The following is a 25,198-nucleotide window of genomic DNA, read 5'->3' on the forward strand; positions in this document are numbered from 1 at the left end:
GGGCGCCGCAACGGGACCGCTTCAGCGCGTCGCCGGGGCCTGGGTCGGTGTCCGGCCCTCCCAGGCGGACCAGAGTTGGGCGTAGCGGCCGCCTGCGGCCACGAGCGACGCGTGCGCGCCCTGCTCGACGATCCGGCCGCGTTCGAGCACGACGATGCGGTCGGCCGACGCCGCCTGCGTGAGCCGGTGCGCCACCACGAGCGTGGTCCGGCCCGCGGTGGCGGCCGCCGCCGACTCCTCCAGGTCACGTGCCCCGGCGCTCCCCGCCTCCGCTGTCGCCTCGTCGAGGATCGCGATCGCCGGGTCGAGCAGCACCAGCCGCGCCAACGCCAACTGCTGGGCCTGGGCGGGCGTCAGCTCGTGCCCACCCTCGCCGACCGCGGTGTCCAGGCCGGACTCCAGCGCCGCCACCCAGCCCAGCGCCCCGACCCTCTCCAGCGCGGACGAGGCGTCCTCCCGGGAGGCCCCGGCACGCGCCAGCTGCAGATCCTCCAGCAACGTGCCGGAGAACACGTGCGTCTCCTGGCTGACGACCGCCACGTGCTCGCGCAGGTTCGCCACCGAGCCGACCGGCACCCCACCGACCGACGCCACCCCGTGCGTGGGCTGCAACGAACCCGCGGCGATCAGCGCGAGCGTCGACTTCCCGGCCCCCGTGGACCCGACGAGCGCGACCCGCTCCCCCGGCTCGATCCGCAGCCCGACCCCGAACAGCACCTGCGCGGCACCGTCGTAACTGAAGTCCACGTCGGAGAGCACAAGCGACGCGTCCGCCGGTGCGGCGCCCTCCGCGGGCACGACACCGGGCTCCATGTCGACGACGCCCACCAACCGCGCGAGGCTCGCGCCACCGGCCTGGATGTCGTCGAAGCTGAACAGCAGCATGCCGATCGGGTTGAACAGCCGGTGGAACAGCACTGCGGCCGCCGACGTCTCACCGACCGTCACCGCACCGGCGTCCACCAGGAAGAACCCGGCGATCAGGATCGCCGACAGCCCGACGAACTCGGCCCGGTTCACCCGGCCGACGAGCCGCGTGAACAGGTCGAACAGGTTGATCAGCACGTCCCGGGCGTTGCCCGATGCGCGGTCGATGTCGGCCAGGTGCTTCTGCTCGAGCCGGTATGCGTGCACGGTGCGCAACCCCTGCGCGCTGTCGACGAGCAACTGCCCACGCTCGGCCACCGACTCCCGCTCGGCCCGGTACCCCGGAGCGGAGCGCGGCAGGTACCAGCGCAGCGCGACCGTGTAGGCGGGAACGGCCAGCGCCCCCGCCAGGCCCAGACGCCAATCGATGCCCACCATGGCCACCAGCGACAGCGTGCCGAGCAACACGGACCACACCATGTTCGGCACGGTCTGCGTGACCGCGCTGCCGATCGCGGAGACGTCGGCCCCGACGCGGGACAGCAGGTCACCCCTGCCGGCGCGTTCCAGCACCGGCGTCGGCAGCGTGAGCGCCCGGTCGACGACCTGTTCGCGCAGGTCGGCGAGGATGCGTCCGCAGAGGCGGGCGATCAGGATCAGCGACAGGCCCATCGCGCAGCCGGAAATCACCGCGGCGACGAGCACGACGACCGACACCCCGACGATCACGTCGGTGGAGCCCCCGGCCCGCACCTGGTCGACGAGGTAGCCCAGCGTGTAGACCGGCACGATCGACGACGCCGCGGCGACCAGGCCGACGACGAGCGCGACCAGCCCTTCGCCCTTGCGGACGCGCAGCTCGGCCCAGAGCCAGGCGCCGGTCCGGCGGGCGGTGGCAACGGGGAGGATCATCGCAGTACTGCTTTCCGGTACCCGTCGTGGGAACCCAGCGAGGTGTGGGTACCGGTGGCGACGATCCGGCCGCCCTCCAGCATCACCACGCGGTCGGTGATCGCCATCAGGGCCGGGCTGCTCGCCACCAGCACCGTCGTCCACGAAGCTCCGCCGCGGAGAGAGCGCACCCCCTGGGCGATGACGTGCTCGGTGACCGAGTCCATCGCCGTGGTCGGGTCGTGCAGCACGAGCACCTGGGAACGCATCAACAGTGCCCGAGCGAGCGCGACCCGTTGCCGCTGGCCACCGGACAGGTTCGCGCCGCGCTCCACGATGACGTGGTCGAGTCCCTCCGGGTGGGCGTCGATCACCTCGTCGGCGGCCGAGCTGCGCAGCACGTCGTCCCAGTGCTCACGTTCGGTCGTACCGGCGGCGATGTTCGCCTCGATCGTGCCGCCGAACAGGTCGGACTTGTGCGGCTGCACCAGCAGGGCACCGCGAGCGGCATCCGAATCCAGATCGTGCAAGGGGTGACCACCGAGCAAGGCTCGTCCGGAGAACTCCGACGGCGGGACGCGACCGGAGAGCAGCTTCACCAGCGCCTCGCCCTCGGCGGGTTGAGCGGCGACGATGCCGACCACTTCCCCTGGCGAGATCCGGAGATCGAGTTCCCGCAACGGCCCGTAGGTGAGCCCCGACAACTCCACCGAACAGGGCCCCGACGGCAACGGGGTAACGGCCGCAGGCAGCAGCGGTGCGGCGTCGACGACCGTCGCCACCCGCCGCGCGGACGCCCGCGCCGACGCCACCCAGCTCGGGATCAACGCGAGCAGCCCGAACGGTTCGATCAGGAACTGCGCCAGACCGATGACCGTGATCAGCTCCCCGACGGTGATCCGGCCGGTGAGCGCGAACCAGCCGGCCAGGATCGCCACACCGCAGGCCTGCAACGTCGAGAGCGTCGACGACGCCGCCAGGTACGCACCCTGGGTGCGGGCCGCGCGGAGCGTCGCGCCGAGCGAACGCCGGCTGACCTCGTGGTAGCGGGACGACGCCGCCTGTTCCGCCCCGATGCCTCGCAGCGGACGCACGCCGCTGACCAGGTCGGTGGCGACCGACGTCGCCTGGCCGGCCAGTTCCTGCTGGCTGGCCACCCGTTCGGTGATGCGCGGTGACACCAGCTGCAGTGCGCCGAGCACGATCGGCGTGCAGACCAGCACCAGCAACCCGAGCGGCACCGAGATGAACAGCAGCGCCGCCGCGGACACGACGGTGGCGACGACAGCACCGGCGATTCGCGGGATGTGATCCAGCAGCTCGGAGGTGTTGTCCGCGTCCGACGTCGAGACCGTGAGCAGTTCGCCGGCCGGGAGATCGGTCTCGATGCCGCGCGGGTCGAGGATCTTCGCGGACACCTCCATCCGCAGCTGGTGCGCCTCCTCCGCGATCGCGCGCAGGAGGTGCCGCGCGCCGAACCGGTAGGCCAGCGTCAGCGCCGTGAACAGCCCGGCCAGCGCGCCGATCCAGCCGACGAGGTTGCCCCGGTCGCCGGTGGACACCGCGGAGTCGACGATGACGCCGATCAGGATCGGCACCGTCGTCTCGCAGATCTGGTGCGCGCTGATCAGCACCGCGCCGATCGTCAACCGGCGGCGGTTACGGGAGACAGCCCGTCGGAGAATGCGGTTCCCCGGATCGGCCATGAACGTCCTTTCAGGTGGTTCTGGCCGCTCGAGCCAGCATCCAGACGAAATACGCGCCGCCGAGCGTCACGGTGACGACACCCACCGGCAGCTGGGTGGGGGCGAACGCGCGTTGCGCCACCCAGTCGCTGACGATCAGCAGGAGCGCGCCCATCGCGGCCGAGGGGACCAGCGCGATGCCGGCCGAGCCGGTCAGCCGCTGGGCCAGTTGCGGGGCGGCGAGCGCGACGAACGCGATCGGGCCGGCGGCCGCGGTCGCCACCGCGATCAGGGCGACGCCGAGCGCGAGGTAGGTGAGGCGCGCTCGTTCCACCCGGACGCCGAGCGCTCCGGCGACGTCGTCGCCCATCTCGAGCAGTAGCAGCCGCGGGCCGCAGGCCGCGAGTGCGGCCGCGAGCAGCACGACCAGCGCCGCTACCGCCGGGGCCTGCTTCCAGTCGAGGCCGTTGAGCGTGCCCTGGCCCCAGATCGTGGCCGCGTACGCGGCCTGCAGGTCGACCTTGATGATGAACCACTCGTTGATCGACGTCAGGACCGCGCTCACCGCGATGCCGACGATGATCAGGCGGAAGCCCTGGACGCCGCGCCGGTAGGCGAGCAGGTAGACGGCGAGGGCGGTGGCCAGGCCACCGACCAGGGCGCCCGTTGCCACGAGGAAGTACCCGTTGCCGAAGACGACGGTGACGACGAGGACACCGGTGAACGCACCGGTGCTGAAGCCGATGACGTCCGGGCTGCCGAGGGGGTTGCGGGTCAGCGCCTGGAAGATCGCGCCGGAGAGGCCCAGCGCGGCTCCGATCAGGAGCGCGAGGAGGACGCGCGGGAGGCGCAGGTCGAGGACGACGAGGTCGGCGATCGGCGATCCCCGCCCGACGAGCGACGCGATCACCTCCCCGGGCGAGAGCGGCACCTCCCCGGACCCGAGCGCCACCACAGCCACCGACAACGCCGCACCGACCAGCACCACGACCACGAGCGCAGTGCGCAGCCGGAACCGCAGCGACAGAGCGTCCGCAGAGCGGAGCACGGCAAACCCAGTCGCGGGCCCGCGCCCGCCGGCTTCCGGCTCGGTCGGCGGGCGGGCCGAACTCGTGCTCATGGGCCGCCGATCGTTCGGCGGGTGCGGATCCACCAGATCAGCACGGGGGCGCCGACGAACGCGGTGACGATGCCGACCCGTAGCTCACCGGGGCGGAGGACGAGGCGGCCGACGATGTCGGCCACCAGCAGCAGGATCGGCGCGCCCACCACCGTGAACGCCAGGATCCACCGCTGGTCGGTGCCCACGACCCACCGCGCGAGGTGCGGAATCATCAGCCCGACGAACCCGATCGGCCCGGCCGCCGCCGTCCCCGCCCCGGCCAGCAGGACCACCGAGATCAGCGCCAGGATCCGCGTCCGGTTCAGGCTGACGCCGAGCCCGGTGGCCATGTCGTCACCGAGCGCCACCGCGTTGAGCGACCGTGCCGTGATCACGGCCAGCAACAGACCGAGAGCGATGAACGGCGCCACCGCGCCCGCGACCTCCCCGCCCCGCCCGGCCAGCGACCCGACGTCCCAGAACCGCAGGTAGTCGAAGGCCCGCGGACGGACCAGCTGGATCGCACGGGAAGCACCGTCGAGCACCGCGCCGATCGCGACCCCGGCCAACGTCAACCGGATCGGTGTCGCCGCGGCCCGCCCGAGCGCGTAGACCAGCGCCAACGCGAACCCGACGCCGAGAAACGCGAACCAGACGTAGGACCACAGGCTGCGGTAGCCGAGGATCCCGATCGCGAACACGACGAACAGCGTGGCACCGGAGTTGAGCCCGAGGATCTGCGTGTCGGCGAGCGGATTGCGGGTGACCGCCTGGATGACCGCGCCACACACCCCGAACGCCACGCCGGCGAGCAGCCCGAGCACGGTCCGCGGCACCCGCAGCTCCCGCACCACCGACTGGTCGTCGGTGCCGCTGTAGTGGAACAACGCGTCCCATACGGTGACCGGACCCACGGTCCGCGTGCCGAGCAGCAGGGACAGCACGCACACGACGAGCAGCAGCCCGAACGCACCCAGCACCAGGGTGCCGCGCCGGACCGTGACCTGCGGGGACTGCTCGACCAGCGTCGTCACGCCCGCGCCTCCCCCGACCATCCGCGGTCCTTCTTAGGGGAGCCTAACCTAGTGCCCCCAGCACCACGCGCTCGGACATCTGCAGGTAGTCGTGCAGGAGGTCGGCCGCCCGGCCGGCCTCCCCCGCCTCATAGGTCGCGACGATCTCGGCGTTGCGCGAGACGAACGGGCGGTGCAGGGTTTCGGCGTCCGCGGTGACGAACGCCAGGCGCAGTTCGGCGGTGAGCTGCTTCATCCACTGGTTCAGCCGCGGGCTACCGGCCAGCGCGATGATCTGCTCGTGGAAGTGCATGTTGGCGGTCCCGACGGCTTGCCACTCGTCCTTCCGGGCGTGTTGCTCGGCGTCGACGACCGCCGCGCGCATACCCTCGGCGAGCGGCGGGTCGACGGGGGCCTGCCGCAGTGCGGTGCATTCCAGCAGGGTGCGCACCCGGTAGATGTCGGCGATCTGCGCGGCGGTCAGCGTCGCGACGAACACTCCGCGGTGCGGGATGCGGACCAGTAGCCCTTCCTCGATCAGCGTGCTGAACGCTTCGCGCAGGGTGTTGCGGGAGACGCCCAGTGGCCCGGTCAGCGAGGTCTCGGACAGCTGGGTGCCCGGGGTCAGGTGCCCGGCGGTCACCCGCTCGCGGAGTTCGGCCACCGCGCGCGCCGCGGACCCGGCGCGCAGAACCATCGTCATGGGCTCCAGTGAACCACTCAGGGATACTCGAGGAAGTCGGTGGCCAGCGCGAACCGCACGGTCTGCCCGGGTCTGGCCTGTCCGAGCCGGTCGGTGTCCGCGGGGTGCACGACCGCGATCACCGGGTAGCCACCGGTCAGCGGATGGTCGGCGGCGAAGACGATCGGCTGCCCGTCCGGCGGGATCTGCACCCCTCCGCGGACGACGCCCTCACTGGGCAGTTCCCCGGTGCGCGAACGCGGCAACGCCGGACCTGACAGCCGGACGCCGACCGAGTCGCTCGCGGGGGCGACCGTGTACTCGGCGGTCAGGAACGTGGCGACGGTCTCCGGCGCGAACCAGTCGTCGCGGGGTCCGAGGTCGACGGTGGCCACGATCGGCCCGTCGCCCGGTTTCCCCAGCGGCACCGGATGCCCGTCACCGGCCGCCGTGCCGATCGGTAGGACGTCGCCCTCCTGCGGCACCGGCGGACCGACGCCGCCGAGCGCGTCGGTGGACCGCGAGCCGAGCACGGGCGCGACAGCGAAACCACCGGCGACCGCGAAGTAGCTCCGCAATCCGTGCCGCGGGATCGTCACCTCGACGAGGGCACCCGCCGGAACGGTGACCGCGCTCCCGGCGGCCACCTGGGTACCGTCGATCTGAAGCTGTGCGTCGGTGCCGGTCAGAGCCACCACAGCGGGACCGTCGAAACGGACGACCAGCCCGCCGAGCAGGCACTCCAGCACCGCCGCACCAGCCGCGTTGCCGACGAGACGGTTCGCGGCGGCGTACGCGGCACGGTCGACCGGCCCCGATTCCGCGACGCCGTACTCGGCGTGACCGGGCCGCCCGGCGTCCTTGAGCACCGTCCGCGGGCCGGTCTTCACGACAGTCATCGTCATCCGGTCACCTCGCGGAACCGCACCCGGACGCCGGGGACGAGCAGCGCGGGTGGGTCCCGGTCGACGTCCCACAGGCGGGTGGTCGTCCGTCCGATCAGCTGCCAGCCGCCCGGACTGTCGGTCGGGTAGATCCCGGAGAACGTGCCTGCCAGCGCGACGGCACCGGCGGGGATCCGCGTGCGTGGCGTCCCGCGGCGAGGGACGTCCAACCGCGGATCACCGCCGGTGAGGTACGCGAAGCCCGGCGCGAAGCCGGAGAACGCGGCGGTCCAGGTCGATCCGGTGTGCAGGCTGACGACGTCCTCGGGGGTGACGTCCAAATGGGCGGCGACCTCCGCCAGGTCCTCGCCGTCGTAGTGCACGTCGATCTCCACCGTGCCGTTGTCGGCCAGTCCGCCCTCGCCGACGCTGAGCCCGGCGATCCGTTCACGCACCACCGCCGGTGACGTGACGCCCGGATCGAGCCGCACGAGCACGGTGCGCGCCGCCGGCACCAGGTCGACGACGCCCGGCAGGCTCGCCGCCCGCACCGCGTCGTACAGCGCGAGCGCCGCGTCCAGATCGGCGACCTCGACGAGGACGGCCTCCCGTCCGCACCGGCGGAACCGCATCATGCTTGATACTCGAGATCCGGTACGTCGGTGACGAACATGTGACCCGGGGCGTGCGTGACCGCGTAGGGCACGGCCGAGGCCATCACGGCCGCCTGCGGCGTGACACCGCAGGCCCAGAACACCGGGAGCTCTCCCGGGAGAACCTCGACCGGGTCACCGAAGTCCGGTCGGTTCAGGTCCTCGATGCCGAGCGCAGCCGGGTCGCCGACGTGGACGGGTGCGCCGTGCACCGCCGGGAAACGGCCGCTGATGCGGACGGCGTCGGCCACCCGGTCGGCGGGGATCGGCCGCATCGACACCACCAGCTCGCCACGCAGACGCCCGGCCGGCCGGCACTCGCGGTCGGTGCGGTACATCGGGACGTTGCAGTCGGCGGAGATGTGCCGGACGTCGATGCCGGCGGCCAGGAGCGGCGTCTCGAACGTGAAGCTGCAGCCGATCAGGAACGCGACGAGGTCGTCGCGCCAGACGTCGGTCGCGTCGGCGACCTCGCGGACGAGTTCGCCGTCGCGCCAGACGCGGTAGAGCGGGAGGTCGGTGCGCAGGTCGGCGTCCTTCGCCAGGATCGTTCGCGGGTCCCCCGGGTCGCTGACGTCGAGCACCGGGCAGGGGCGCGGGTTGCGCTGGGCGTAGAGCAGCATGTCCCAGGCCCAGTCGCGGGGTACCGCGATCAGGTTGGCCTGCGCCATCCCGGGGGCCAGCCCGGCGGTCGGCCGGGTGAGCCCGTCCCGGAACCGCTGCCGCCACATCGCCGAAGCCCCGCCAGCGGCCGCCGCCGCCGCCGACGCGGCCTTCATCGGCCGGCCCCGCCGTCAGCGCCGCCGTCTCCGACGAACGGTGAGATGGTGACGCCGACGTCGGCGAGGGCGCGGCGGACCGACCCCGCCATGTCGACGGCGCCCGGCGAATCGCCGTGGACGCAGAGCGAGTCGGCGCGAACGTTCACCACACTCCCGTCCACCGCGACGATCTCCCCACGCGTGACCAGCCGCACCATCCGTTCGGCGACCTCGTCCGGATCATGCAGTACCGCGCCGGGTTCCCGGCGGGACACCAGCGTCCCGGCCGGCGTGTAGGCGCGGTCGACGAACGCCTCCGCGACCGTCCGGAGACCAGCCTCCTCCGCGGCCTGTAGGAACACCGACCCGGGCAGCCCCAGCACCGGCAGCCCGGGATCGAACCGGACGACCGCCTCGATCACGGCGGCGGCCTGCTCCTCGTGGTGCACGATCGTGTTGTACAGCGCCCCGTGCGGTTTCACGTACCGCACCCTGCCACCGGATACTCGGGCCAACCCCTCCAGCGCCCCGAGCTGGTACAGCAGGTCCGCGACGAGGTCCGCCGATTCGTAGTCGATGAACCGGCGACCGAAGCCGGGCAGGTCCCGGTACCCGACCTGCGCTCCGATCACGACCCCGGCCGCCACCGCGCGCTCGCACGTGGACAGCAACGTCCGCGGATCGCCCGCGTGGAACCCGCACGCGACGTTCGCGCTGGTCACCAGCTTCAACACCGCGGCGTCGTCCCCGAGGCGCCAGGTGCCGAAGCTCTCGCCGAGGTCGCTGTTCAGGTCGATGTCCATGTTCATGCCACCAGGTAGTCGAAGATGGTCCGCACCGAGACCACGCCCATGTACCACGTCACGACGGTCACCACCGCCCCCAGCACCAGCAGCCAGGTCGGATAGCGGTCGACGCCGAGCACGTCCCGACGCCGCCAGGCCGCATAGAGCAGGATCGTGAAGCCGATCGGCAGGATCAGGCCGTTGAACCCACCGGCGAAGACGAGCAGCGCGGCCGGCGCCGTCCCGATCACCAGGTAGATCGCGGTGGTCACGGCGATGAACGCGACGGTCGCCCAGGCCCGCGGTCGCGGCGGGTTCAGCCGCGCGGAGAACGCGTCGAAGAACGACACCGACGTGTAGGCCGCGCCGACCACCGAGCTGATCGCGGCCGCCCAGAGCACGAGCCCGAACGCACGCCGGCCGAACTCACCGGCGGCGGACTGGAACGCGTCGGCCGTCGCGTTGCCTGCCGTGTCGAGGACGACGCCGCTGGCGACGACACCGAGGATCGCGAGGAAAAGCAGGAACCGCATGACGCCGGTGACCGCGATGCTGGCCAGCGCACCCCGCGTGACCTCGCCGATGTGCTCCGGTCCGGTCGTGCCGCTGTCCAGCAGCCGGTGCGCACCGGAGTACGTGATGTACCCGCCGACCGTTCCGCCGATGATCGTCGTGATCGCGGCGAAGTCGATCGTGTCCGGCCAGACCGCCTGCTTCAGCGCGTCGCCGACGGGTGGCCCGGACGCGATCGCGACGTAGAGCGTCAGCCCGATCATCAGCAGACCGAGGACGATCAGCACGCGGTCCATCGCCGCACCGGCGCGCTTCACCGCGAACAGGAGGATCGCGAGCGCGGCCGACAGCAGACCGCCGATCTTCGGGTCGAGCCCGAGCGCTGCGTTGAGACCGAGCCCCGAGCCGGCCACGTTGCCGATGTTGAACACCAGCCCGCCGAGGATGATCAGCGTCGCCAGGAGGTAACCGGCGCCGGGCACCACCGCGTTGGCGATCTGGTGGGCGCGCTTCCCGCTGAGCGTGATGATCCGCCAGACGTTCATCTGGACGACGAAGTCGATCAGGATCGACACCAGGATGCCGAACGCGAACGCGGCGGCGAGCGAGACGGTGAACGTCGTGGTCTGCGTGATGAAGCCCGGGCCGATGGCGCTCGTGGCCATCAGGAAGATCGCGCCGAGCAGCGCGGACCGGCGGGTTTTCTGAGTTGTATCGGTTGCCACGGTGCGCTCCTCGAGTCGAGGGCGGATAGTGCGCGGATGCCGAGTACCGTACGAGATTGTTGAACAATCCCGCAAGCATTGTTCAACAATTTTTACGCGCCCGAAACCGTGTTCATGTAGTACCGTCATACAATGATCGACGCGCTGCCCACCGGGTTCGACCAACTGCTCCGCGGCGCGATCGACCTCCACGTCCACGGGTACCCCGACCTGTCCGCGGGGACGCCCAACCGCGGCGACGACCACGACGTCGCGCGTCTGGCGTCCGCGTACGGCATGTCGGGATGGGTGCTGAAATCGCACCTGTGGGCCACGATGGACCGGGCCCGAGCGCTGACCGTGCCCGACTTCGACGTCCACGGCAGCATCACGCTCAACCCTCCGGTCGGTGGGCTGGAGCCCAGCGTGGTCGAACTCGCCGCCGCCCACGGCGCACGCGTGGTCTTCCTGCCGACGTGGGGCGCCGCCGCCGACGTCGAGCGCGGCGGTTACATCGCGACGCTGCTCGGGCGGGTCTCGCCGTCGTTCGGTGAGTACGCCGCCCGGAACGCCATCGCGCTCTGCGACGCGAACGGCGCACTCACCGGCAGAGCGCGAGCGGTCATCGACGCCTGTCATGCACTGGGCCTCGCGCTGGCGACGGGCCACGCCTCCGCGGCGGAGAGCCGCGCTGTCGCCGCGTACTGCGCCGGGATCGGTCAGCGCCTCCTGATCACCCATCCGCTGCACTACACGACCGACCTGCGCGACTACGTCGACATGGGTGCGTTCGTGGAGTTCTGCAACGCACCGCTGGTGCACCCGGACGCACACCTCACCGTGCGCGACGTCCACGCGGCGCTGGAAAGCATCGGCCCCGACCGGGCCGTGCTCACCACTGACGTGTTCTCGCGCTGGGTACCGCCCGAGCCGGAGTGCCTCCGCATGTTCGTCGAACAACTCGCCTACCTCGGCTGGACCGCCGAGCAGATCCACACGATGGTCGCCACCAATCCCCGCGCGTTCCTGGGAGAACAGACATGAGAGTCGACGCCGTCGACCCCGCGGACCTGTCCGCAGCACAGCAGCCCCTGTACGACCTCTACACCACCGGGCGCCGGGTGGCTCCGGGCAGTCCGTTCACCCTGGTCGACGCGGACGGCAGGCTGCAGGGCCCGGCGGCGATCTGGATCACCCACCCGACGTTCGGCACGGCGTTGCAGCAGCTCGGCAGCACTGTCCGCTGGGAGTCGGCGCTGCCGGTGCGCGCCCGCGAGATCGCGATCCTGCTCGTCGGCCACCACCACGAGAGCGCGTTCGAGCTGTACGCGCACCGCCTCGCCGGTGCGGCCGCCGGTCTGACCCCGGACGACCTGACGGCGCTGTCGGAGGGCACGGAACCGGCCGAGGCGACCGAGGTGGAGTCCTGCGTCTTCCGCACGACGGCGTCGATGCTCCGGAACCGAACGTTGACCGACGACGAGTTCCGCGACGCGACCACCGTGCTCGGCGCACCAGGTCTGCTCGAACTGACCACGATCGTCGGCTACTACAACCTGGTCGCGCTGCAGCTCGCGGTCTTCGACGTCCAGCCGCCGGCATGAGCCACTCGGCCTGGATCCTCGAGTACGGCTACGTCGACCGGTTCCCGGCGAGCAACCTGTTCGCCGCGCAGCCCACTGCCGGATACCGGCGGATGCCGTACTGCTTCGGCCTGGTCCGGAGCGACGACCGCTGCATCCTCGTCGACACCGGGTTCGCCGACCCCGCGATCTACGAGCGGCTGACCGCCAAGTACGGCGAAACCCGCTGGGCCCACCCGGTGGACGTCCTCGCCCGGGTGGGAGTAGCAGCCGCCGAGGTGGACACGATCCTGCTCACCCACAACCACTTCGACCACGCCGGCTGCGTCGACGCGTTCCCGAACGCCCACGTCTGGATCCAGCGGCGCGAGATCGAGAACTACGTGGCTGCGACGCGGCGGCCGGCGCGGTTCGAGTTCCTGACCCGGTCGTGTCAGGCGGACCTGCCGCAGCAGCTGGCCGACCGCCCGGCCACCCTCGTCGACGGGGTGGCGAGCCCGGCGCCCGGAATCGAGCTGCGGCCCGCGTTCGACACCCACACCGCCGGCTCCCAGGTGGTCGTGGTCGACGACACGTGGGTGTTCGCCGGTGACAACGTCTACAGCTACGAGAACCTCGAGGGGCTCGCCGGGGACGGTGTGCTCGCCCCGATCGCGATGACGACCGGCAGCGCCGCCACCTGGCTCGACTTCGCCGACGAGATGCTGACCAGCGTCGGCGGCGACGTCCGACGGGTGCTGCCGTTCCACGAGGCGGCCGTCTGGAACCGCTTCCCCTCCGCCACGTGGGACGACGGTCTGCACGTGGCGGAGGTGTCACTGGCCGCTGGGCACGTCAGCGTAGTCCCCAGCGGTCGAGGAAGCGGGTCGTGAGCGCGTAGGCCAGGTGGCCACCCGGCCATTGCGTCACGTTGTGGCCGGCCGGGTCGTGGTAGTAGTTGTGGCACCCGGCGTCCATCGCCGACGCGTTGGACGCCATTCGCCGGTCGATCCACGCGGTGAAGCGGCGGGCCGCCTCCGGTGACGTGTCGACGCTGGCCCTGCGGGTGCGCTCCAGCCGGCGAACGGCCCGCACGACGACCTCCGCCTGTCGCTCGAGCTGGGCGATGACCGACACGCCGCCGTTGGTGTTCGGTCCGTAGAGGATGAAGAAGTTCGGAAAGCCCGGCACGGTGATGCCGAGGAACGCGGCCGCCCGCTCCCGCCAGACGTCGTGGATGCTGCGCCCGTCGCGCCCCTTCACGTCCACGCCGGCCAGAAAGCGGGTCGGCTGGAATCCGGTGCTGAGGATCAGCACGTCGACGTCCCGGGTGACGCCGGTCGCGTCGATCACGCCCGTCGGGGTCACGCGGCGCACCGCGTGCGGCACGAGTTCGACGTTCTCGCGGTTGAGCGACGGGTAGAACGTCGACGAGAGGACCGGCCGCTTGCAGCCCCAGGGGTAGTCCGGGGTCACGGCCTTCTGGATCTCCGGCGCCTCGATGGCGTTCGTGATGAAGGTTGTGCACGCCGACCGCATCCGTTGCTGGCGCCGCGACCCTGTGTCGTACCCCTTGAACCGCCGGTTGCCCTTGTGGAAGATCCAGGCCCGGTTCAGCTTCTGCGCGAGCGGGACGTGCCGGTAGACCCATCGCTCGCGCGCACTGAAGTCGCGCTCGTTCTTCGGCTCGATCCAGCCGGGCTGGCGCTGGAAGACGTGCACTTTCGCGGCGGTCGGCGCGATCGCCGGAACGATCTGCACCGCTGTCGACCCGGTGCCGACGACAGCGACCGACTTACCCGCGAGGTCGTGGTCCTCCCAGCGCGAGGTGTGGAAACACGGTCCGGCAAACGTGTCGAGCCCCGGCCAGTCCGGATACTGCGGGACGCTGAGCAGGCCCAGCGCCGAGATGACGACGTCGAACTCCTCGGTGTCGCCGTGCTCGGTCGACAGCGTGTACGTGCTGGTCGACTCCTCCCACACCAGGTCGGTGACCCGCGTGTTCAGGCGCAGGAGTGGCCGCAGCCCGAACCGGTCGACGACGTACTCGGCGTATTCGAGCAGCTCCGGCTGGGTCGCGTGGGTGCGCGGCCAGTCGTACTTCAGGAACGAGAACGAGTAGGCGTGCGAGTGCACGTCGACCTCGCAGCCCGGATAGCGGTTGTCGAACCACGTGCCGCCGACCCCGGAGGACTTCTCGAAGATCGTCACCGTGGCTCGTGTGCTTTTCAGCTTCACCGCGGCCGCGATGCCGCCGAGACCCGCCCCGATGATCGCGACCCTCATCGGGGCGCCGGGTAGTCGTCCGCGTTGAACACCCAGCCTTCCTTCGCGGAGAAGTCGAAGCGCGGCGGCGAGAAGATGTCGACGAGGTGGTTCGTCCCGGCGCCGACCGCCTCACTGGTGTGCACCGAGGGCGGCGGGATCACGGTGACGGCCGGAGCGTTCACGGTGCGGTGCTCGTCCTCCCGCCAGTTCGCCTTGTTCGTCGTCCACGGCCAGCGGATGTGGTGCACGTACTCCCCCGCCAGCACGAGCGAGCACTGCTCGAAGTCGTCGTGCTTGTGCGGCGAGAGCTTCGCCGGGTCGCGCGGACCCTCTTTCGGGTCGATGAAGTTGACCATGAACGTCGTGCACCGGTAGAGCCGGAACTTCGGATTGTCCAGGGCGGGCACGGTCAGGTCGTAACTGCGGATGCGGTAGCCGCCCACCGGCTCCGGCCAGGGCTGGAACGGCGGGATGTTCTCGTGCGGCTCGACGTAGGACTCCGCGTTGGCGGCGAGCGCGGCCACGTCGGCGGAGCGGGTCGTCAGCAGGCGGACGACCCGACCGCGGCCGGTGACGGTCACCGTGCTGTCGCCGGGGGGCACGACGAGCATCGTCTTGCCGCTCGCCGAGACCTCCTCGTCGCCGGCCCGGACGGTCGCTTCCAGCGCGTCGTCGGTCAGCAGGACCACGTACTCGTCCGGCTGGTTCTTCCGTTCGATGAGAGTGCTGCCGTCCACCTCGGAGTACCCGATCACGAAGTTCTGGCCGCGGGCGTACGAGACCCCGTCGACCGGGGCCACGTTGCGGAACTCGATGTGCTCGGAGTCGGAGACGAGATCCGGCGTCGCCGCGGCGCTCGTCGGCAGGGTGGAACGCAGGTCGGTGGGGTCATACGCCATGAGTTGCTCCTTCATCGGAGAGTTGCCCGACGATCGACGTCGCTGCGGTACGCAGCAGGCTCGTGTCGTTGCTGACCATCACGAACCGGAAGCCGCGGTCGGCGGCCGCTCGGGCCTGGGCCGCGGTCTGCACGGCGGTGCCGGCCGGCACTCCGCGCTCGCGGGCGGCAGTGAGTAATCGGTCGGCGAGTTTCTGGATCTCGGGATCCGACTGGGGCAGACCGGACGAGAGCTGGAGGTCTCCCATGCCGAGGAAGACGCCATTGAGCCCGTCGACGTCGAGGATCTTCTCGACCGACTCGATCGCGCCGCGTTCCTCCAGCTGCACCGCGCGCAGCACCTCCTCGTCGCCGAAGCGCAGGTACTCCTCGCGGGGAAGACCGCCCCACCGTCCGGCGCGGGACGTGATGCCGATGCCCCGCTCGCCGGTCGGCGAGAACAGCATCTGCCGCACCGCCGCGTTCGCCTGCTCCACCGTCGTCACCCGCGGCACCAGAATTCCATCGACGCCGACGTCGAGCAGCCGCTGCAGGTGGCTGCCGCTGCGATCGGGCACGCGCACGAGCACGGACATGCCTGCACCCTGCGCCGCGACAGTCGCCGCGTAGGCGAACTCGAACGTCAGGGGCGCGTGCTCCTGGTCGATCACGATGAAGTCGAACCCGGCGTCGGCCAGGATCTCCACCGGTTCCAGCGCCGGGGTCTTGACCCAGGTTCCGTAGAGGCAGCGCTCGGCGCTCAGCAATCGACGAGCAAAACCCGTTCGCAACATAGTGCTCCTCACCAGGGTTTTGAGGTCGCAAAAATGTAGCATCGTCATACGATCTGAAACAACGGTACGATGACGTGCACGCGGAAATGGGGAGGGAGACAGCGGTGACACGAGCCGACGCGTTCCACATCGAGCGGAACCCGGCCCTCATCCGCTCGCAGGTCCTGGACAACCTCCGGCAGGCGATCCTCGATCGGCGGCTCGTCCCCGGTCAGCGTCTGATCGAGCGGGAACTGGTCGAGCTCACCGGGGTCTCGCGCACCAGCGTGCGGGAGGCGTTGCGCGAACTGGCCGCGGAGGGCCTCGTCACCGCGATTCCCAACCGGGGCATGGTCGTCACCAGCGTCAGCGCCGAGGAAGCGCGCCAGCTCTATCAGGTGCGGTCGGCGCTGGAGGCGCTCGCCGGGCGGCTGTTCGTCGAGAACGCCGGCCCGGCCCACCGCAAGGCGCTCGTGCGCGCGCTGGAGAAGATCGATCGGTTGGCCGCGAAGGGCGCACCACTCCTGGCCGCGAAGGACGCGTTCTACGACGTGCTGTTCGAGGGCGGCGGCAACGACGCGCTGCGCGCGGTCGTCAACGGGCTGCACGCCCGGGTGAGCGTCCTGCGGTCGCTGTCGATGTCGGTCCCCGGCCGCCTGTCGCACAGCGTCGACGAACTTCACGCCATTGTCGACGCCGCACTGGCCGGCGACGCGGACGCGACCGCTGCGGCCTGCGCGAAGCACGTCGAAGAGGCTGGTCGCGCCGGCCTCATCGCGCTAGCGGAGCAAAACGAAGCCTAGCGACGCGCCCGTAGTGCGCGGTACGACCGGTTCGCCACACAGTGGATGGGTATCAGCAGATCGGAAACTCCCCGCAGCGAAGGGGCCTTCGATGGCTGCTCCCGACATCCGCTCGCTTCTTCGATCCGGCCCGGGCCGCACCGCGGCGATCGTGGTCGTGCTGATCGTGGTGGCACTGCTGTTCCGCGGGGCTGGCGACGACGACGCCCCGTCTGCCGGATCGGCGTCCGCTACCGCGCAACCGTTGGCGCCGGCCGAGGTGGCCGGTCCCGGACAGCTGACGATCGGCTCCACCGTCGTCGTGCCCCGTCCGGCCAACGACGATCACGTCGGCACCTTGCGTTCTTCTGTCGGGCGGACCGCCGAGGCCCAGCAGGTGCTGGTGCTCTCGGTCCCGGCAGACGAGGGCTTCTGGGTGGGCAGCGGCCCGCTCGACCGGATCTGGGTGCAGATCACCGGTTCCGGCGAGTCCCCTGTGGTCGTCCGTGCCAGCCAGCGTGCCAGCTTCACCGGCACCGTCGTTGCGCACGACAGCGGATTTGCTGCCCGGATCGGCGTCAACGTGCTGGAGGGCGCCTCCCGGTTGACCTCCGAAGGTGCCCACCTCCAGGTTGCGCGCTCGAGCCTGACCCTCGCCGGGTAGGGACTTGGTCCGTCCCGGATTGCATCCCTGCTCGACCGTCAGATTGTATGATCATCGTACGTCGTTGATCCGAGACGGGAGCACTCCATGAACGAAAACGAGAGCCGGCTGGCGCGCGGCGAGACGGTCCGGCGCGAGGTTCTCGGCGATGCGCACGTCGACCGGTCGATGGCCAAGGCCACGGATTTCTCCCGGGCGGTGCAGGAGTACGTGACGTCGACCTGCTGGGGTGACGTCTGGTCGCGCCCCGGGCTCGACCGGCGCACCCGCAGCCTGCTCAACCTCGCGATGCTGACCGCGTTGAACCGCTCGCACGAGCTCGCCGTGCACGTCCGCGGCGCGCTGCGCAACGAGTGCACCGTGACCGAGATCCAAGAGACCCTCTTACAGACGGCCCCGTACTGCGGCGTCCCCGCTGCCCTCGAGTCCTTCCGCGTAGCCGAGCGCACCATCGAAGAGGTCCGCGCCGAATCCGCCACGGCCGACGGGGCGCCGCCGGACGCCTCCACCGACGGGGCGCGGCCGGAGGCCGTGGTCGACGGGGTGGCGCGGTGAGGGGTACGGGGGCACGGGTTGTTGCGGACATGCTGGCCGGATACGGGGTGACGCATGTCTTCAGCGTTCCGGCGATCCTGCGTCGCACGCACGCCGAGCTCGAACTGCACCATCCGCACATCGAACCGGTCGTCACCCACGGCGAGGCGTCGGCCGCGTACATGGCCGACGGGTACGCCCGCGTCTCGGGGCGCCCCGGCATCGCGATGGCGCAGGTCGTCGGCGCGCTGAACCTCGCCGCGGGCCTCCGCGAACCGTTCCTGGCCGGTTCGCCGGTGATCGCACTGACCGGCGGCCGGACCCCGGCCACCAAGTTCCGGCAGGTCTACCAGGAGATCGACGATCTACCGGCGTTCGACCCGGTCACCAAGTACAACGCCACGATCGACGACGTGGACCGCTTCCCCGACATGCTGCGGCACGCGTTCCGGGTGGCCACCACGGGGCCCCCGGGGCCGGTGCACCTGCAGGTGCAGGGCAACGAGGGCCAGCTCGACACCGCGGAGACCGACGCCGAGCCGCTGGTCGATCCGGCGCACGTGCGCGTTCCGGCCGTGCGTCTGATCCCCGACGACGAAAGTCTGATCGAAGCGCTCCGGTTGCTGGCCGAGGCGCAACGGCCGGTGATCGTCGCCGGGGGTGGTGTGCGCGCGTCCCGCGCCGGTGCGGAACTCGTCGCGCTCGCCGAGAAGCTCGGCATCCCCGTGGCCACGTCCGCGAACGGGAAGGACACGATCCCGGGCACCCACCCGCTGTCGGTGGGCGTCGTCGGTACGTACTCGCGCGAGTCCGCGAACCAGGTGGTCGCCCGCGCGGACCTGGTCTGCTTCGTCGGCACCCGCACCGGCGGCATGACGACCCACGTCTGGACCGTCCCCCCGATCGGCACCCCGGCGATCCAGATCGACATCGAACCCTCCCACCTGGGCCGTAACTACCCGCTACGAGCCTCCGTAGTAGCCGACGCCAAACTCGCCCTAGCGCGAATGCTCGCGCTGCTCTCTGCCGCGCCGTCTCCCCGCGCAGCGGCCTCCGACGGCGGGCGCGCCGACCGCGCCGGCTGGTTGACCGAGGTGAACGCGGTGAAGACCGCCTGGCAGGACCGGTATCGCGACGTGTTGACCAGTGATGCGGTGCCGATCCGGCCGGAGCGCATCGCCGCGGAGCTCACCGCGGGGCTCCCCGACGACGCGATCCTGGTCGTCGACACCGGGCACGCCGGCATGTGGATGGCCCAGTTCCACGACGTCACCGCGCCGGAGCAGGACTACCTGCGCAGCGCCGGCCACCTGGGCTGGGCCTTCTCGGCGGGGATCGGCGCCAAGTGCGCCGCACCCGACCGGCCGGTCGTCGCGTTCAGCGGCGACAAGGGGCTGTACTACCACCTCGGCGAGATCGAGACGGCCGCCCGCCGCGGCATCAACCTGATCACTGTCGTCAACAACAACCACGGTGGCAACCAGAGCAAACGCGGCTTCGACCGCGCCTACGGCGGCCACCCCACCGCACGCTCCCGCGAACTCTGGACCTACGAGGACGTGGACTTCGCCCGCATCGGCACCGAGATGGGCGCCCTGGGCATCCGCGTCGACCGGCCGGGCGAGCTACCGAAAGCCCTCGCCCAGGCCCTGGACGCCGACCGCCCGGTGATCCTCGACGTCCACACCGACATCGAGGTGATCGCCCCTCAGCCCTTCGCACCGTAGAGCGCACTGTCGTACGCGGCGAAGTCCCACGCCCCGGCCCCACCCGAGGGCCGGACCGTACTCACGGCGCTCGCGCCACCGTCGACAGAGACCAACTCCCCCGTGAGATAGGCAGCGTCGTCGCTGAGCAGGAAGGCGACGACCGACGCGATCTCGTCGCCGGTACCGGCCCGGCGCAGCGGCGTACTGGACGCCCGCCGCGTCATGTCGTCCTGCCCCTGTGCCCCGAACAGCTCCGTGGGCACGATGCCCGGCGCAACCGCGTTCACGCGCACCCCGAGCGGACCCCCGTACACCGCCGCGCCACGCAGAATCCCGACCACGGCGTGTTTCGACGTCTGGTAGGCGAGCAGGTCGGCACTGCCCCGCACACTGCCGATCGACCCGGTGATGACGATGCTCCCCGCGCTCCCCTGCGCGGAGAACTGCCGGAACGCGGCCTGCACCCCCAGAAAGACGCCGCGGACGTTCACCGCCATCACCCGGTCGAACTCGGCCGCCGGCACGTCGGGCAACGGTGTGAGGGACCCGGCGATCCCGGCGTTGAGGTGGTGCAGGTCGATCCGCCCGAACCGCTCCACCGCGGCGTCGACGTAGCCGGCCACACCCTCTTCGGTGGACACGTCGGCCTGCACCCAGAACCCCTCCGCCGAGGCCGGCACCTCGAGGTCCACGGCGACGACCTGAGCGCCCTCGTCCGTGAGCCGCCGAACCGTGGCCGCGCCGATACCCCCGGCCGCGCCCGTCACGACAGCGACCTTGCCGGCCAGTCCACGCATGGTCTCTCCTTCTTCAAGATTGTCCGACAACCATACAATAATTCGACCAGTTCGACGTGAACCCTTGACACGCCTCCAGCACGATCCCCTACATTCCCCGTACCGGATAGCTGGACAGCCACCCCGCATTGCGGGACAGCAACGGCAAGGGAGGCTTTGGATGGAGATCGCCAGCGGGGACCTCCAGGTGGTCGCCCGGGTCGTCCAGCTGCTGCGCCTGCTCGCGGCCAACGAGACGATCGACCTGGTCTCGGCGGCCGAGCACCTGGGTGTCGGCAAGTCCACCGCACACCGCTACCTGGCGTCGATGGAGAACCACGGTCTCCTGCAGCGCCGCGACCGCAACCACTACGAATTCGGCGTACTCCTCGCCGAGCTGGGCACCATGGCTCTGTCCCGGCTCGGAGTGCTCGATCTCGCCGGGCCGGTGATGGAGGAGATCAGTGTGGCCGTGCGCCACACCGTCGTCCTCAGCGTCTGGAACGGACACGCCCCCGTGGTGGCGCAGGTCCGGGAAGACCGGAGCCGGACCGCGCACGTGTCGATCCCGGTCGGCAGCCTGCTCGGGCCGGACGCGGCGCAGACGCTCGTCTTCTGGGCGTTCCGCGACCAGTCGTTCTACCGGTTCCGCGCGGGCGCACCCGCAGTGAACGCGACCGACGCGGAACTGGCGGACGCCGTCCGCACCGGAGTCGCGGTCCGGATGAGCCGCGAGAACGGCGTCGGCGCCGTGGCGACCCCCGTCCGCGACCCCGCCGGCCAGATCGTCGCGACTCTGGCCGTCGTCGGCATCGCCCAGTTCCTCCCCGAAGAACTCGACAGCCCCGTGGCACGCGCCCTCCTCGCGGGCGCCGAAACCATCGCCCGGCGCATGGCCAATCCGCTCGACGCCAGCTGACACCGAAGTCTCTGCAAAGGCGAAACCCCATGAAGAGAACACTCCGCTTCTTCAGCCTGTTAACCGTCGGTGCGCTGGTGCTCTCAGCCTGTGGTGTGGGCGGCGACTCCGGCGGCGACTCGTCGGACAAGAAGCTCACCTGGGCGAGCACCGGCGGGCAGTTCCAGGAGGACGAGAAGAAGGCCCTCCAGGAACCCTTCACCGCCAAGACCGGTACGACGTTCACCAACATCAGCCCGGCCGAGCAGGCGCAAGTACGCACGATGGTGAAGGCCAAGAAGACGATCTGGGATCTGGCCAACATGAGCTGGATCTACGCGGGCGCCTACTGCGGCGAGCTGTTCGAGAAGCTCGACGACCCTGCGCTCGACCGGAGCAAGTTCCCCGCGGGCACCACCGGCGACTGCTTCGTGCCCACCTACCGGTACGCGAACATCTTCAGTTACAACGCCGACTTCTACCCGGGTGCGAAGCCGACCTCGATCAAGGACTTCTTCGACGTCAAGAAGTTCCCGGGCAAGCGGGTCGTCTACGACTACCCGAAGGCCGGCCTGTTCGAGGCGGCCCTCGTCGCCGACGGCGTGGCACCCGACCAGGTGTACCCGCTCGACCTCGACCGCGCGTTCAAGAAGATCGACACGATCAAGAGCTCGCTGGTCTTCGCCCCCAGCTACGGCGCGATCCAGCAGATGGTCGTCGACAAGCAGGCCAGCATGGTCCTGACCGTGACCGCCCGGACGATCGTCTCCAAGCAGAGCGGCGCCAATCTCGTTCCGGTCTGGGACTTCAACACCACCGACATCGGCGTGCAGGTCATCCCGAAGGGCAGCCCGCACAAGAAACTCGCCCAGGAGATGCTCGCGTTCATCACCGAGCCCGCGCAGGCCAAGGCGTACGCCAAGCTGACCGGCACGGCCCCGGCCCGGGCCGACGTCGACCTGAACTCGATCGGCTACACCGACGAGCAGAAGGAGTTCAACGCCTTCCTGCCCGATCGCGGCAAGACCATCGAGCAGGACAAGCAGTGGTGGATCGAGAACACCGACGCGCTGATGAAGCGCTGGACGAGTTGGAAGGTCGGCTGATCCATGGCCGCGCCGACCATTCCGGCTCCGGCTCCGCCCGCGCCGGCCAGGGTTGCCCGCGCGCGGGCGTCCGGGTGGCTCCTTCTCGCGCCGGCGCTCGTCGCCCTGGGGATCCTGTTCGTCTTCCCGCTCCTCAGCATCGTCGTGGACAGTTTCACCGAGCCGGACACGGGCCTGGGCAACTACGCGTCGCTGTTCACGGACGGCTACACGCTGCGCGTGCTGGGCAGGACGTTGCTCGTCGCGGCGACGGTCTCGGTGATCGGCGCGGTGCTGGCCTACCCGTACGCCTACGCGATGACGCTGGTCGGCCCGGCGATGCGCGCGGTGCTGGTCACGATCGTGCTCATCCCGTTCTGGACGAGCATGCTGGCTCGCAACTTCGCCTGGCTGGTGCTGATGCAGGACGGCGGCGTCATCCAGAAGTTCCTGGGCTGGTTCGGGTTCGGTGACGTCACGCTGCTCGGCAGCACCGCCGCCGTCACGATCTCGATGACGCAGGTGCTCCTGCCGTTCCTCGTGCTCCCGATGTACAGCGCGATGGAACAGATCGACGGGCGGCTGGTGGCGGCGGGCCAGAGCCTCGGGGCGTCCCGGGCGCGGGCGTTCCGCAAGATCTACCTGCCGCTGTCCATGCCGGGCGTCGTCGCGGGCATGTCGTTGGTGTTCGTGCTCGCGCTGGGCTTCTACGTCACGCCCGCGCTGCTCGGCTCCACGCGCAACGCGATGATCGCCCAGGTCATCAACGTCCGGACGAAGGACCTGCTGGACTTCGGCGGTGCCGGGGCGATGGGCATCTTCCTGCTCGCGGTCACGCTGGTGGTCCTCGGCCTCAGCCGGCGGCTGGCCGGAACGACTGCCGTGGTCGCCGGCGCCCCCGCCCGCTCCCGGGGCGGTGGTGAGCAGTCGTCGGAGATGCGGCCCTGGCTGAAGGTGCACACGACGATCGTCGCGATCCTTCTGGCCGCACCGACGCTCGTGGTGATCCCGATGAGCTTCTCGGCGTCGCAGACGTTCCGGTTCCCGCCGGAGGACTGGTCGCTGCGCTGGTACCAGGAGCTGTTCACGTCACCGGACTGGATCGCGGCGATCCTCAACTCGCTCCAGGCGGGCCTGGTCACCGCGCTCTTCGCGACGGTGCTGGGCACCGCGGCCGCGTTCGGGCTGGCGCGACTGCACCCACGCTGGCGAGGCCCGCTGAACGGGTTCCTGCTCTCGCCGATGATCGTGCCGCACATTCTCGTCGGACTGGTGGTTTTTGCGGCATTTCTTCGGGTGAGCCTCAACGGCACGCTGATCGGCATCATCCTGGCCCACACGGCCGTGGCGCTGCCGTTCGTCATCATCGCTGTCACCGCGCGGCTGCAGGGCATGGACGGCCGGCTGCCGGGAGTGGCGGCCAGCCTCGGCGCCGGCCCGGTCTCGACGTTCCGCAAGGTGACGTTGCCGCTGGTGCTCCCCGGAGTCCTGTCCGGCGCGGTGCTGGCGTTCGTGACGTCGCTGGACGAGGTCGTGATCGCCCTGTTCCTGCAGGCCCCCGGCGCGATCACGCTGCCGGTGCAGATGTTCAACAGCGTCACCGTCGAGATCGACCCGACGATCTCCGCCGCGTCGAGCCTGATGGTCGTCCTGGTCAGCGTCCCGATCGGAATCGCACAGGTCGTTCGAAGGAGGGGTACGCGGTGAAGCTCCAAACGGCGGTTCCGGAGGCGCCGACGATCAGCGCCCGCGGCGGCCGCGTCGAGCTGGTGCAGCTCAGCAAACGGTACGGCGGCAACGCCGCGGTGGACTCGATCGACCTGGAGATCGAACCCGGCGAGTTCATCACGCTGCTCGGCCCGAGCGGCTCCGGGAAGACGACGACGCTCAACATGATCGTCGGCTTCACCGAGCCGACGTCGGGCAGCGTCAAGCTCAACGGGCGCGACATCTCCCGGGTGCCGCCGAACAAGCGCGACTTCGGCATGGTGTTCCAGAACTACGCACTGTTCCCGCACATGACCGTGGCGCAGAACGTCGCGTTCCCGCTCCGCGAGCGGAAGGTCCCGGCCGGCGAGATCACCCGGCGCGTCGGTGAGGCGCTGGACCTCGTCGACCTGACGGGCATGGACGACCGCCGGCCCCACGAGCTGTCCGGCGGTCAGCAACAGCGGGTCGCGCTCGCCAGGGCCGTCGTCTTCTCCCCCAGCGTCCTGCTGCTCGACGAGCCGCTCAGCGCGCTCGACCGCAAGCTCCGGCAGTCGCTGCAGCGGGAGATCAAACGCCTCCACGACGAACTCGGGCTGACGTTCGTCTTCGTCACGCACGACCAGGACGAGGCGATGACGCTCTCGGACCGGATCGCGATCTTCAACGAGGGCCGGATCGTCGCCCTCGGTACGCCCGCGGACCTCTATCACCGGCCGCCGACCACGTTCGTGGCGCGGTTCCTGGGCGAATCCAACGTGTTCGACAACGTCGTCGTACGGCCCGAGCGCATGGCGTTCGTCGTCGACGAAGCCTCGGTGCCGCCGGGCGCGAAGACCGCGCCGGCGACGGTCACCGACGTCTCGTTCTACGGCACGTACTCCCGGATCGAGCTGCTGTTCTCCGACGACTCGGTGGGCTGCGCGGTGCTGCCCGTCGGCACCCCGTCGACGGCCGAGCCGGGCACCCGGGTGACCGCCCACTGGCGGCCCGAGGACGAGGTTCCGGTCACCTCCTAGGTAA

General features: G+C 70.5%; 25 protein-coding genes. 11 read left to right on the top strand and 14 right to left on the bottom strand.

Annotation, left to right across the window (positions count from 1 at the left end; translation table 11 throughout):
* Positions 1 to 21: 21 nt before the first annotated feature.
* Genes ACGFY5_RS35325 through ACGFY5_RS35370 form a run of 10 tightly spaced genes read right to left on the bottom strand, consistent with a single transcriptional unit; the run spans position 22 to position 10,561 of the window.
* On the bottom strand, positions 22 to 1,779 hold the full coding sequence (locus tag ACGFY5_RS35325) for an ABC transporter ATP-binding protein (protein ID WP_392727168.1): 1,758 nt from the start codon (positions 1,777 to 1,779) through the stop codon (positions 22 to 24).
* Positions 1,776 to 3,464: an ABC transporter ATP-binding protein gene (locus ACGFY5_RS35330; RefSeq protein ID WP_392727170.1), complete on the bottom strand. Its 1,689-nt coding sequence runs from the start codon at positions 3,462 to 3,464 to the stop codon at positions 1,776 to 1,778. Before ACGFY5_RS35330 ends, ACGFY5_RS35325 begins: the two co-directional genes overlap by 4 nt.
* A gap of 10 nt (positions 3,465 to 3,474) precedes the next feature.
* A complete protein-coding gene (locus ACGFY5_RS35335; RefSeq protein WP_392727172.1) occupies positions 3,475 to 4,563 on the bottom strand; it encodes a FecCD family ABC transporter permease in 1,089 nt (362 codons plus the stop codon).
* The gene (locus tag ACGFY5_RS35340) at positions 4,560 to 5,579 is read right to left on the bottom strand and encodes a FecCD family ABC transporter permease (protein WP_392727175.1); all 1,020 of its coding nucleotides are present in this window, start codon (positions 5,577 to 5,579) and stop codon (positions 4,560 to 4,562) included. Before ACGFY5_RS35340 ends, ACGFY5_RS35335 begins: the two co-directional genes overlap by 4 nt.
* A gap of 43 nt (positions 5,580 to 5,622) precedes the next feature.
* Positions 5,623 to 6,261, bottom strand: a complete 639-nt coding sequence (locus ACGFY5_RS35345) for a GntR family transcriptional regulator (protein WP_392727177.1) — start codon at positions 6,259 to 6,261, stop codon at positions 5,623 to 5,625.
* Between the two features lie 17 nt (positions 6,262 to 6,278).
* Entirely contained in the window at positions 6,279 to 7,145 is an 867-nt protein-coding gene (locus ACGFY5_RS35350; protein WP_392727179.1) for a biotin-dependent carboxyltransferase family protein, read from the bottom strand.
* Positions 7,142 to 7,759 (bottom strand): allophanate hydrolase subunit 1, encoded by a 618-nt coding sequence (locus tag ACGFY5_RS35355; protein WP_392727180.1) that lies wholly within the window; start codon positions 7,757 to 7,759, stop codon positions 7,142 to 7,144. Before ACGFY5_RS35355 ends, ACGFY5_RS35350 begins: the two co-directional genes overlap by 4 nt.
* Positions 7,756 to 8,508, bottom strand: coding sequence for a putative hydro-lyase (locus ACGFY5_RS35360; protein ID WP_392727844.1), 753 nt, complete (start codon positions 8,506 to 8,508; stop codon positions 7,756 to 7,758). Before ACGFY5_RS35360 ends, ACGFY5_RS35355 begins: the two co-directional genes overlap by 4 nt.
* Before the next feature lie 44 nt (positions 8,509 to 8,552).
* Positions 8,553 to 9,347, bottom strand: coding sequence for a LamB/YcsF family protein (locus tag ACGFY5_RS35365; protein ID WP_392727182.1), 795 nt, complete (start codon positions 9,345 to 9,347; stop codon positions 8,553 to 8,555).
* A complete protein-coding gene (locus ACGFY5_RS35370) occupies positions 9,344 to 10,561 on the bottom strand; it encodes an NRAMP family divalent metal transporter (protein WP_392727183.1) in 1,218 nt (405 codons plus the stop codon). The genes ACGFY5_RS35365 and ACGFY5_RS35370 overlap by 4 nt, the downstream gene beginning before the upstream one ends.
* 132 nt (positions 10,562 to 10,693) lie before the next feature.
* Between ACGFY5_RS35370 and ACGFY5_RS35375 the strand changes: the two genes are divergently transcribed.
* From ACGFY5_RS35375 to ACGFY5_RS35385, 3 genes are read left to right on the top strand one after another with little or no spacing between them, the layout of a single operon-like run.
* Entirely contained in the window at positions 10,694 to 11,584 is an 891-nt protein-coding gene (locus tag ACGFY5_RS35375; RefSeq protein ID WP_392727186.1) for a DUF6282 family protein, read from the top strand.
* Positions 11,581 to 12,144 carry a carboxymuconolactone decarboxylase family protein gene (locus tag ACGFY5_RS35380; protein ID WP_392727188.1) on the top strand — a complete coding sequence of 188 codons (564 nt, stop codon included), beginning with the start codon at positions 11,581 to 11,583 and terminating at the stop codon, positions 12,142 to 12,144. Before ACGFY5_RS35375 ends, ACGFY5_RS35380 begins: the two co-directional genes overlap by 4 nt.
* Positions 12,141 to 12,995: an N-acyl homoserine lactonase family protein gene (locus ACGFY5_RS35385; protein WP_392727191.1), complete on the top strand. Its 855-nt coding sequence runs from the start codon at positions 12,141 to 12,143 to the stop codon at positions 12,993 to 12,995. The genes ACGFY5_RS35380 and ACGFY5_RS35385 overlap by 4 nt, the downstream gene beginning before the upstream one ends.
* Here ACGFY5_RS35385 and ACGFY5_RS35390 read toward each other — a convergent pair.
* The 3 genes from ACGFY5_RS35390 to ACGFY5_RS35400 are packed head-to-tail and all read right to left on the bottom strand — an operon-like array spanning position 12,958 to position 16,041.
* Positions 12,958 to 14,388, bottom strand: coding sequence for a flavin-containing monooxygenase (locus ACGFY5_RS35390; RefSeq protein WP_392727193.1), 1,431 nt, complete (start codon positions 14,386 to 14,388; stop codon positions 12,958 to 12,960). The two genes, ACGFY5_RS35385 and ACGFY5_RS35390, sit on opposite strands and share 38 nt — an antisense overlap.
* Entirely contained in the window at positions 14,385 to 15,269 is an 885-nt protein-coding gene (locus tag ACGFY5_RS35395; RefSeq protein ID WP_392727195.1) for a hypothetical protein, read from the bottom strand. Before ACGFY5_RS35395 ends, ACGFY5_RS35390 begins: the two co-directional genes overlap by 4 nt.
* Positions 15,259 to 16,041 carry an HpcH/HpaI aldolase/citrate lyase family protein gene (locus ACGFY5_RS35400; RefSeq protein WP_392727197.1) on the bottom strand — a complete coding sequence of 261 codons (783 nt, stop codon included), beginning with the start codon at positions 16,039 to 16,041 and terminating at the stop codon, positions 15,259 to 15,261. Before ACGFY5_RS35400 ends, ACGFY5_RS35395 begins: the two co-directional genes overlap by 11 nt.
* 104 nt (positions 16,042 to 16,145) lie before the next feature.
* On the opposite strand from ACGFY5_RS35400, the gene ACGFY5_RS35405 reads away from it, so the two are divergent.
* The 4 genes from ACGFY5_RS35405 (at position 16,146) to ACGFY5_RS35420 (ending at position 19,727) form a co-directional block, all read left to right on the top strand.
* A complete protein-coding gene (locus ACGFY5_RS35405) occupies positions 16,146 to 16,823 on the top strand; it encodes a GntR family transcriptional regulator (RefSeq protein ID WP_392727199.1) in 678 nt (225 codons plus the stop codon).
* A 91-nt stretch (positions 16,824 to 16,914) separates the two neighbouring features.
* Entirely contained in the window at positions 16,915 to 17,466 is a 552-nt protein-coding gene (locus ACGFY5_RS35410) for a hypothetical protein (RefSeq protein WP_392727201.1), read from the top strand.
* Positions 17,467 to 17,553: 87 nt separating this feature from the next.
* On the top strand, positions 17,554 to 18,021 hold the full coding sequence (locus ACGFY5_RS35415; RefSeq protein ID WP_392727204.1) for a carboxymuconolactone decarboxylase family protein: 468 nt from the start codon (positions 17,554 to 17,556) through the stop codon (positions 18,019 to 18,021).
* Positions 18,018 to 19,727 (top strand): thiamine pyrophosphate-binding protein, encoded by a 1,710-nt coding sequence (locus ACGFY5_RS35420; protein WP_392727207.1) that lies wholly within the window; start codon positions 18,018 to 18,020, stop codon positions 19,725 to 19,727. Before ACGFY5_RS35415 ends, ACGFY5_RS35420 begins: the two co-directional genes overlap by 4 nt.
* Here ACGFY5_RS35420 and ACGFY5_RS35425 read toward each other — a convergent pair.
* On the bottom strand, positions 19,709 to 20,506 hold the full coding sequence (locus ACGFY5_RS35425; protein WP_392727209.1) for an SDR family NAD(P)-dependent oxidoreductase: 798 nt from the start codon (positions 20,504 to 20,506) through the stop codon (positions 19,709 to 19,711). The two genes, ACGFY5_RS35420 and ACGFY5_RS35425, sit on opposite strands and share 19 nt — an antisense overlap.
* Before the next feature lie 160 nt (positions 20,507 to 20,666).
* Here ACGFY5_RS35425 and ACGFY5_RS35430 point away from each other — a divergent pair, with 160 nt between their 5' ends.
* From ACGFY5_RS35430 to ACGFY5_RS35445, 4 genes are read left to right on the top strand one after another with little or no spacing between them, the layout of a single operon-like run.
* Positions 20,667 to 21,404: an IclR family transcriptional regulator gene (locus tag ACGFY5_RS35430; protein WP_392727211.1), complete on the top strand. Its 738-nt coding sequence runs from the start codon at positions 20,667 to 20,669 to the stop codon at positions 21,402 to 21,404.
* 29 nt (positions 21,405 to 21,433) lie between these two features.
* Positions 21,434 to 22,489 (top strand): extracellular solute-binding protein, encoded by a 1,056-nt coding sequence (locus ACGFY5_RS35435; RefSeq protein ID WP_392727212.1) that lies wholly within the window; start codon positions 21,434 to 21,436, stop codon positions 22,487 to 22,489.
* 3 nt (positions 22,490 to 22,492) lie between these two features.
* Positions 22,493 to 24,175 (top strand): ABC transporter permease subunit, encoded by a 1,683-nt coding sequence (locus ACGFY5_RS35440; RefSeq protein ID WP_392727214.1) that lies wholly within the window; start codon positions 22,493 to 22,495, stop codon positions 24,173 to 24,175.
* A complete protein-coding gene (locus ACGFY5_RS35445) occupies positions 24,172 to 25,194 on the top strand; it encodes an ABC transporter ATP-binding protein (RefSeq protein WP_392727217.1) in 1,023 nt (340 codons plus the stop codon). The genes ACGFY5_RS35440 and ACGFY5_RS35445 overlap by 4 nt, the downstream gene beginning before the upstream one ends.
* Positions 25,195 to 25,198: the final 4 nt, after the last annotated feature.

The organism is Cryptosporangium sp. NPDC048952 (assembly GCF_043197895.1).
In the GTDB taxonomy this organism is placed as follows: Bacteria; Actinomycetota; Actinomycetes; order Mycobacteriales; family Cryptosporangiaceae; genus Cryptosporangium.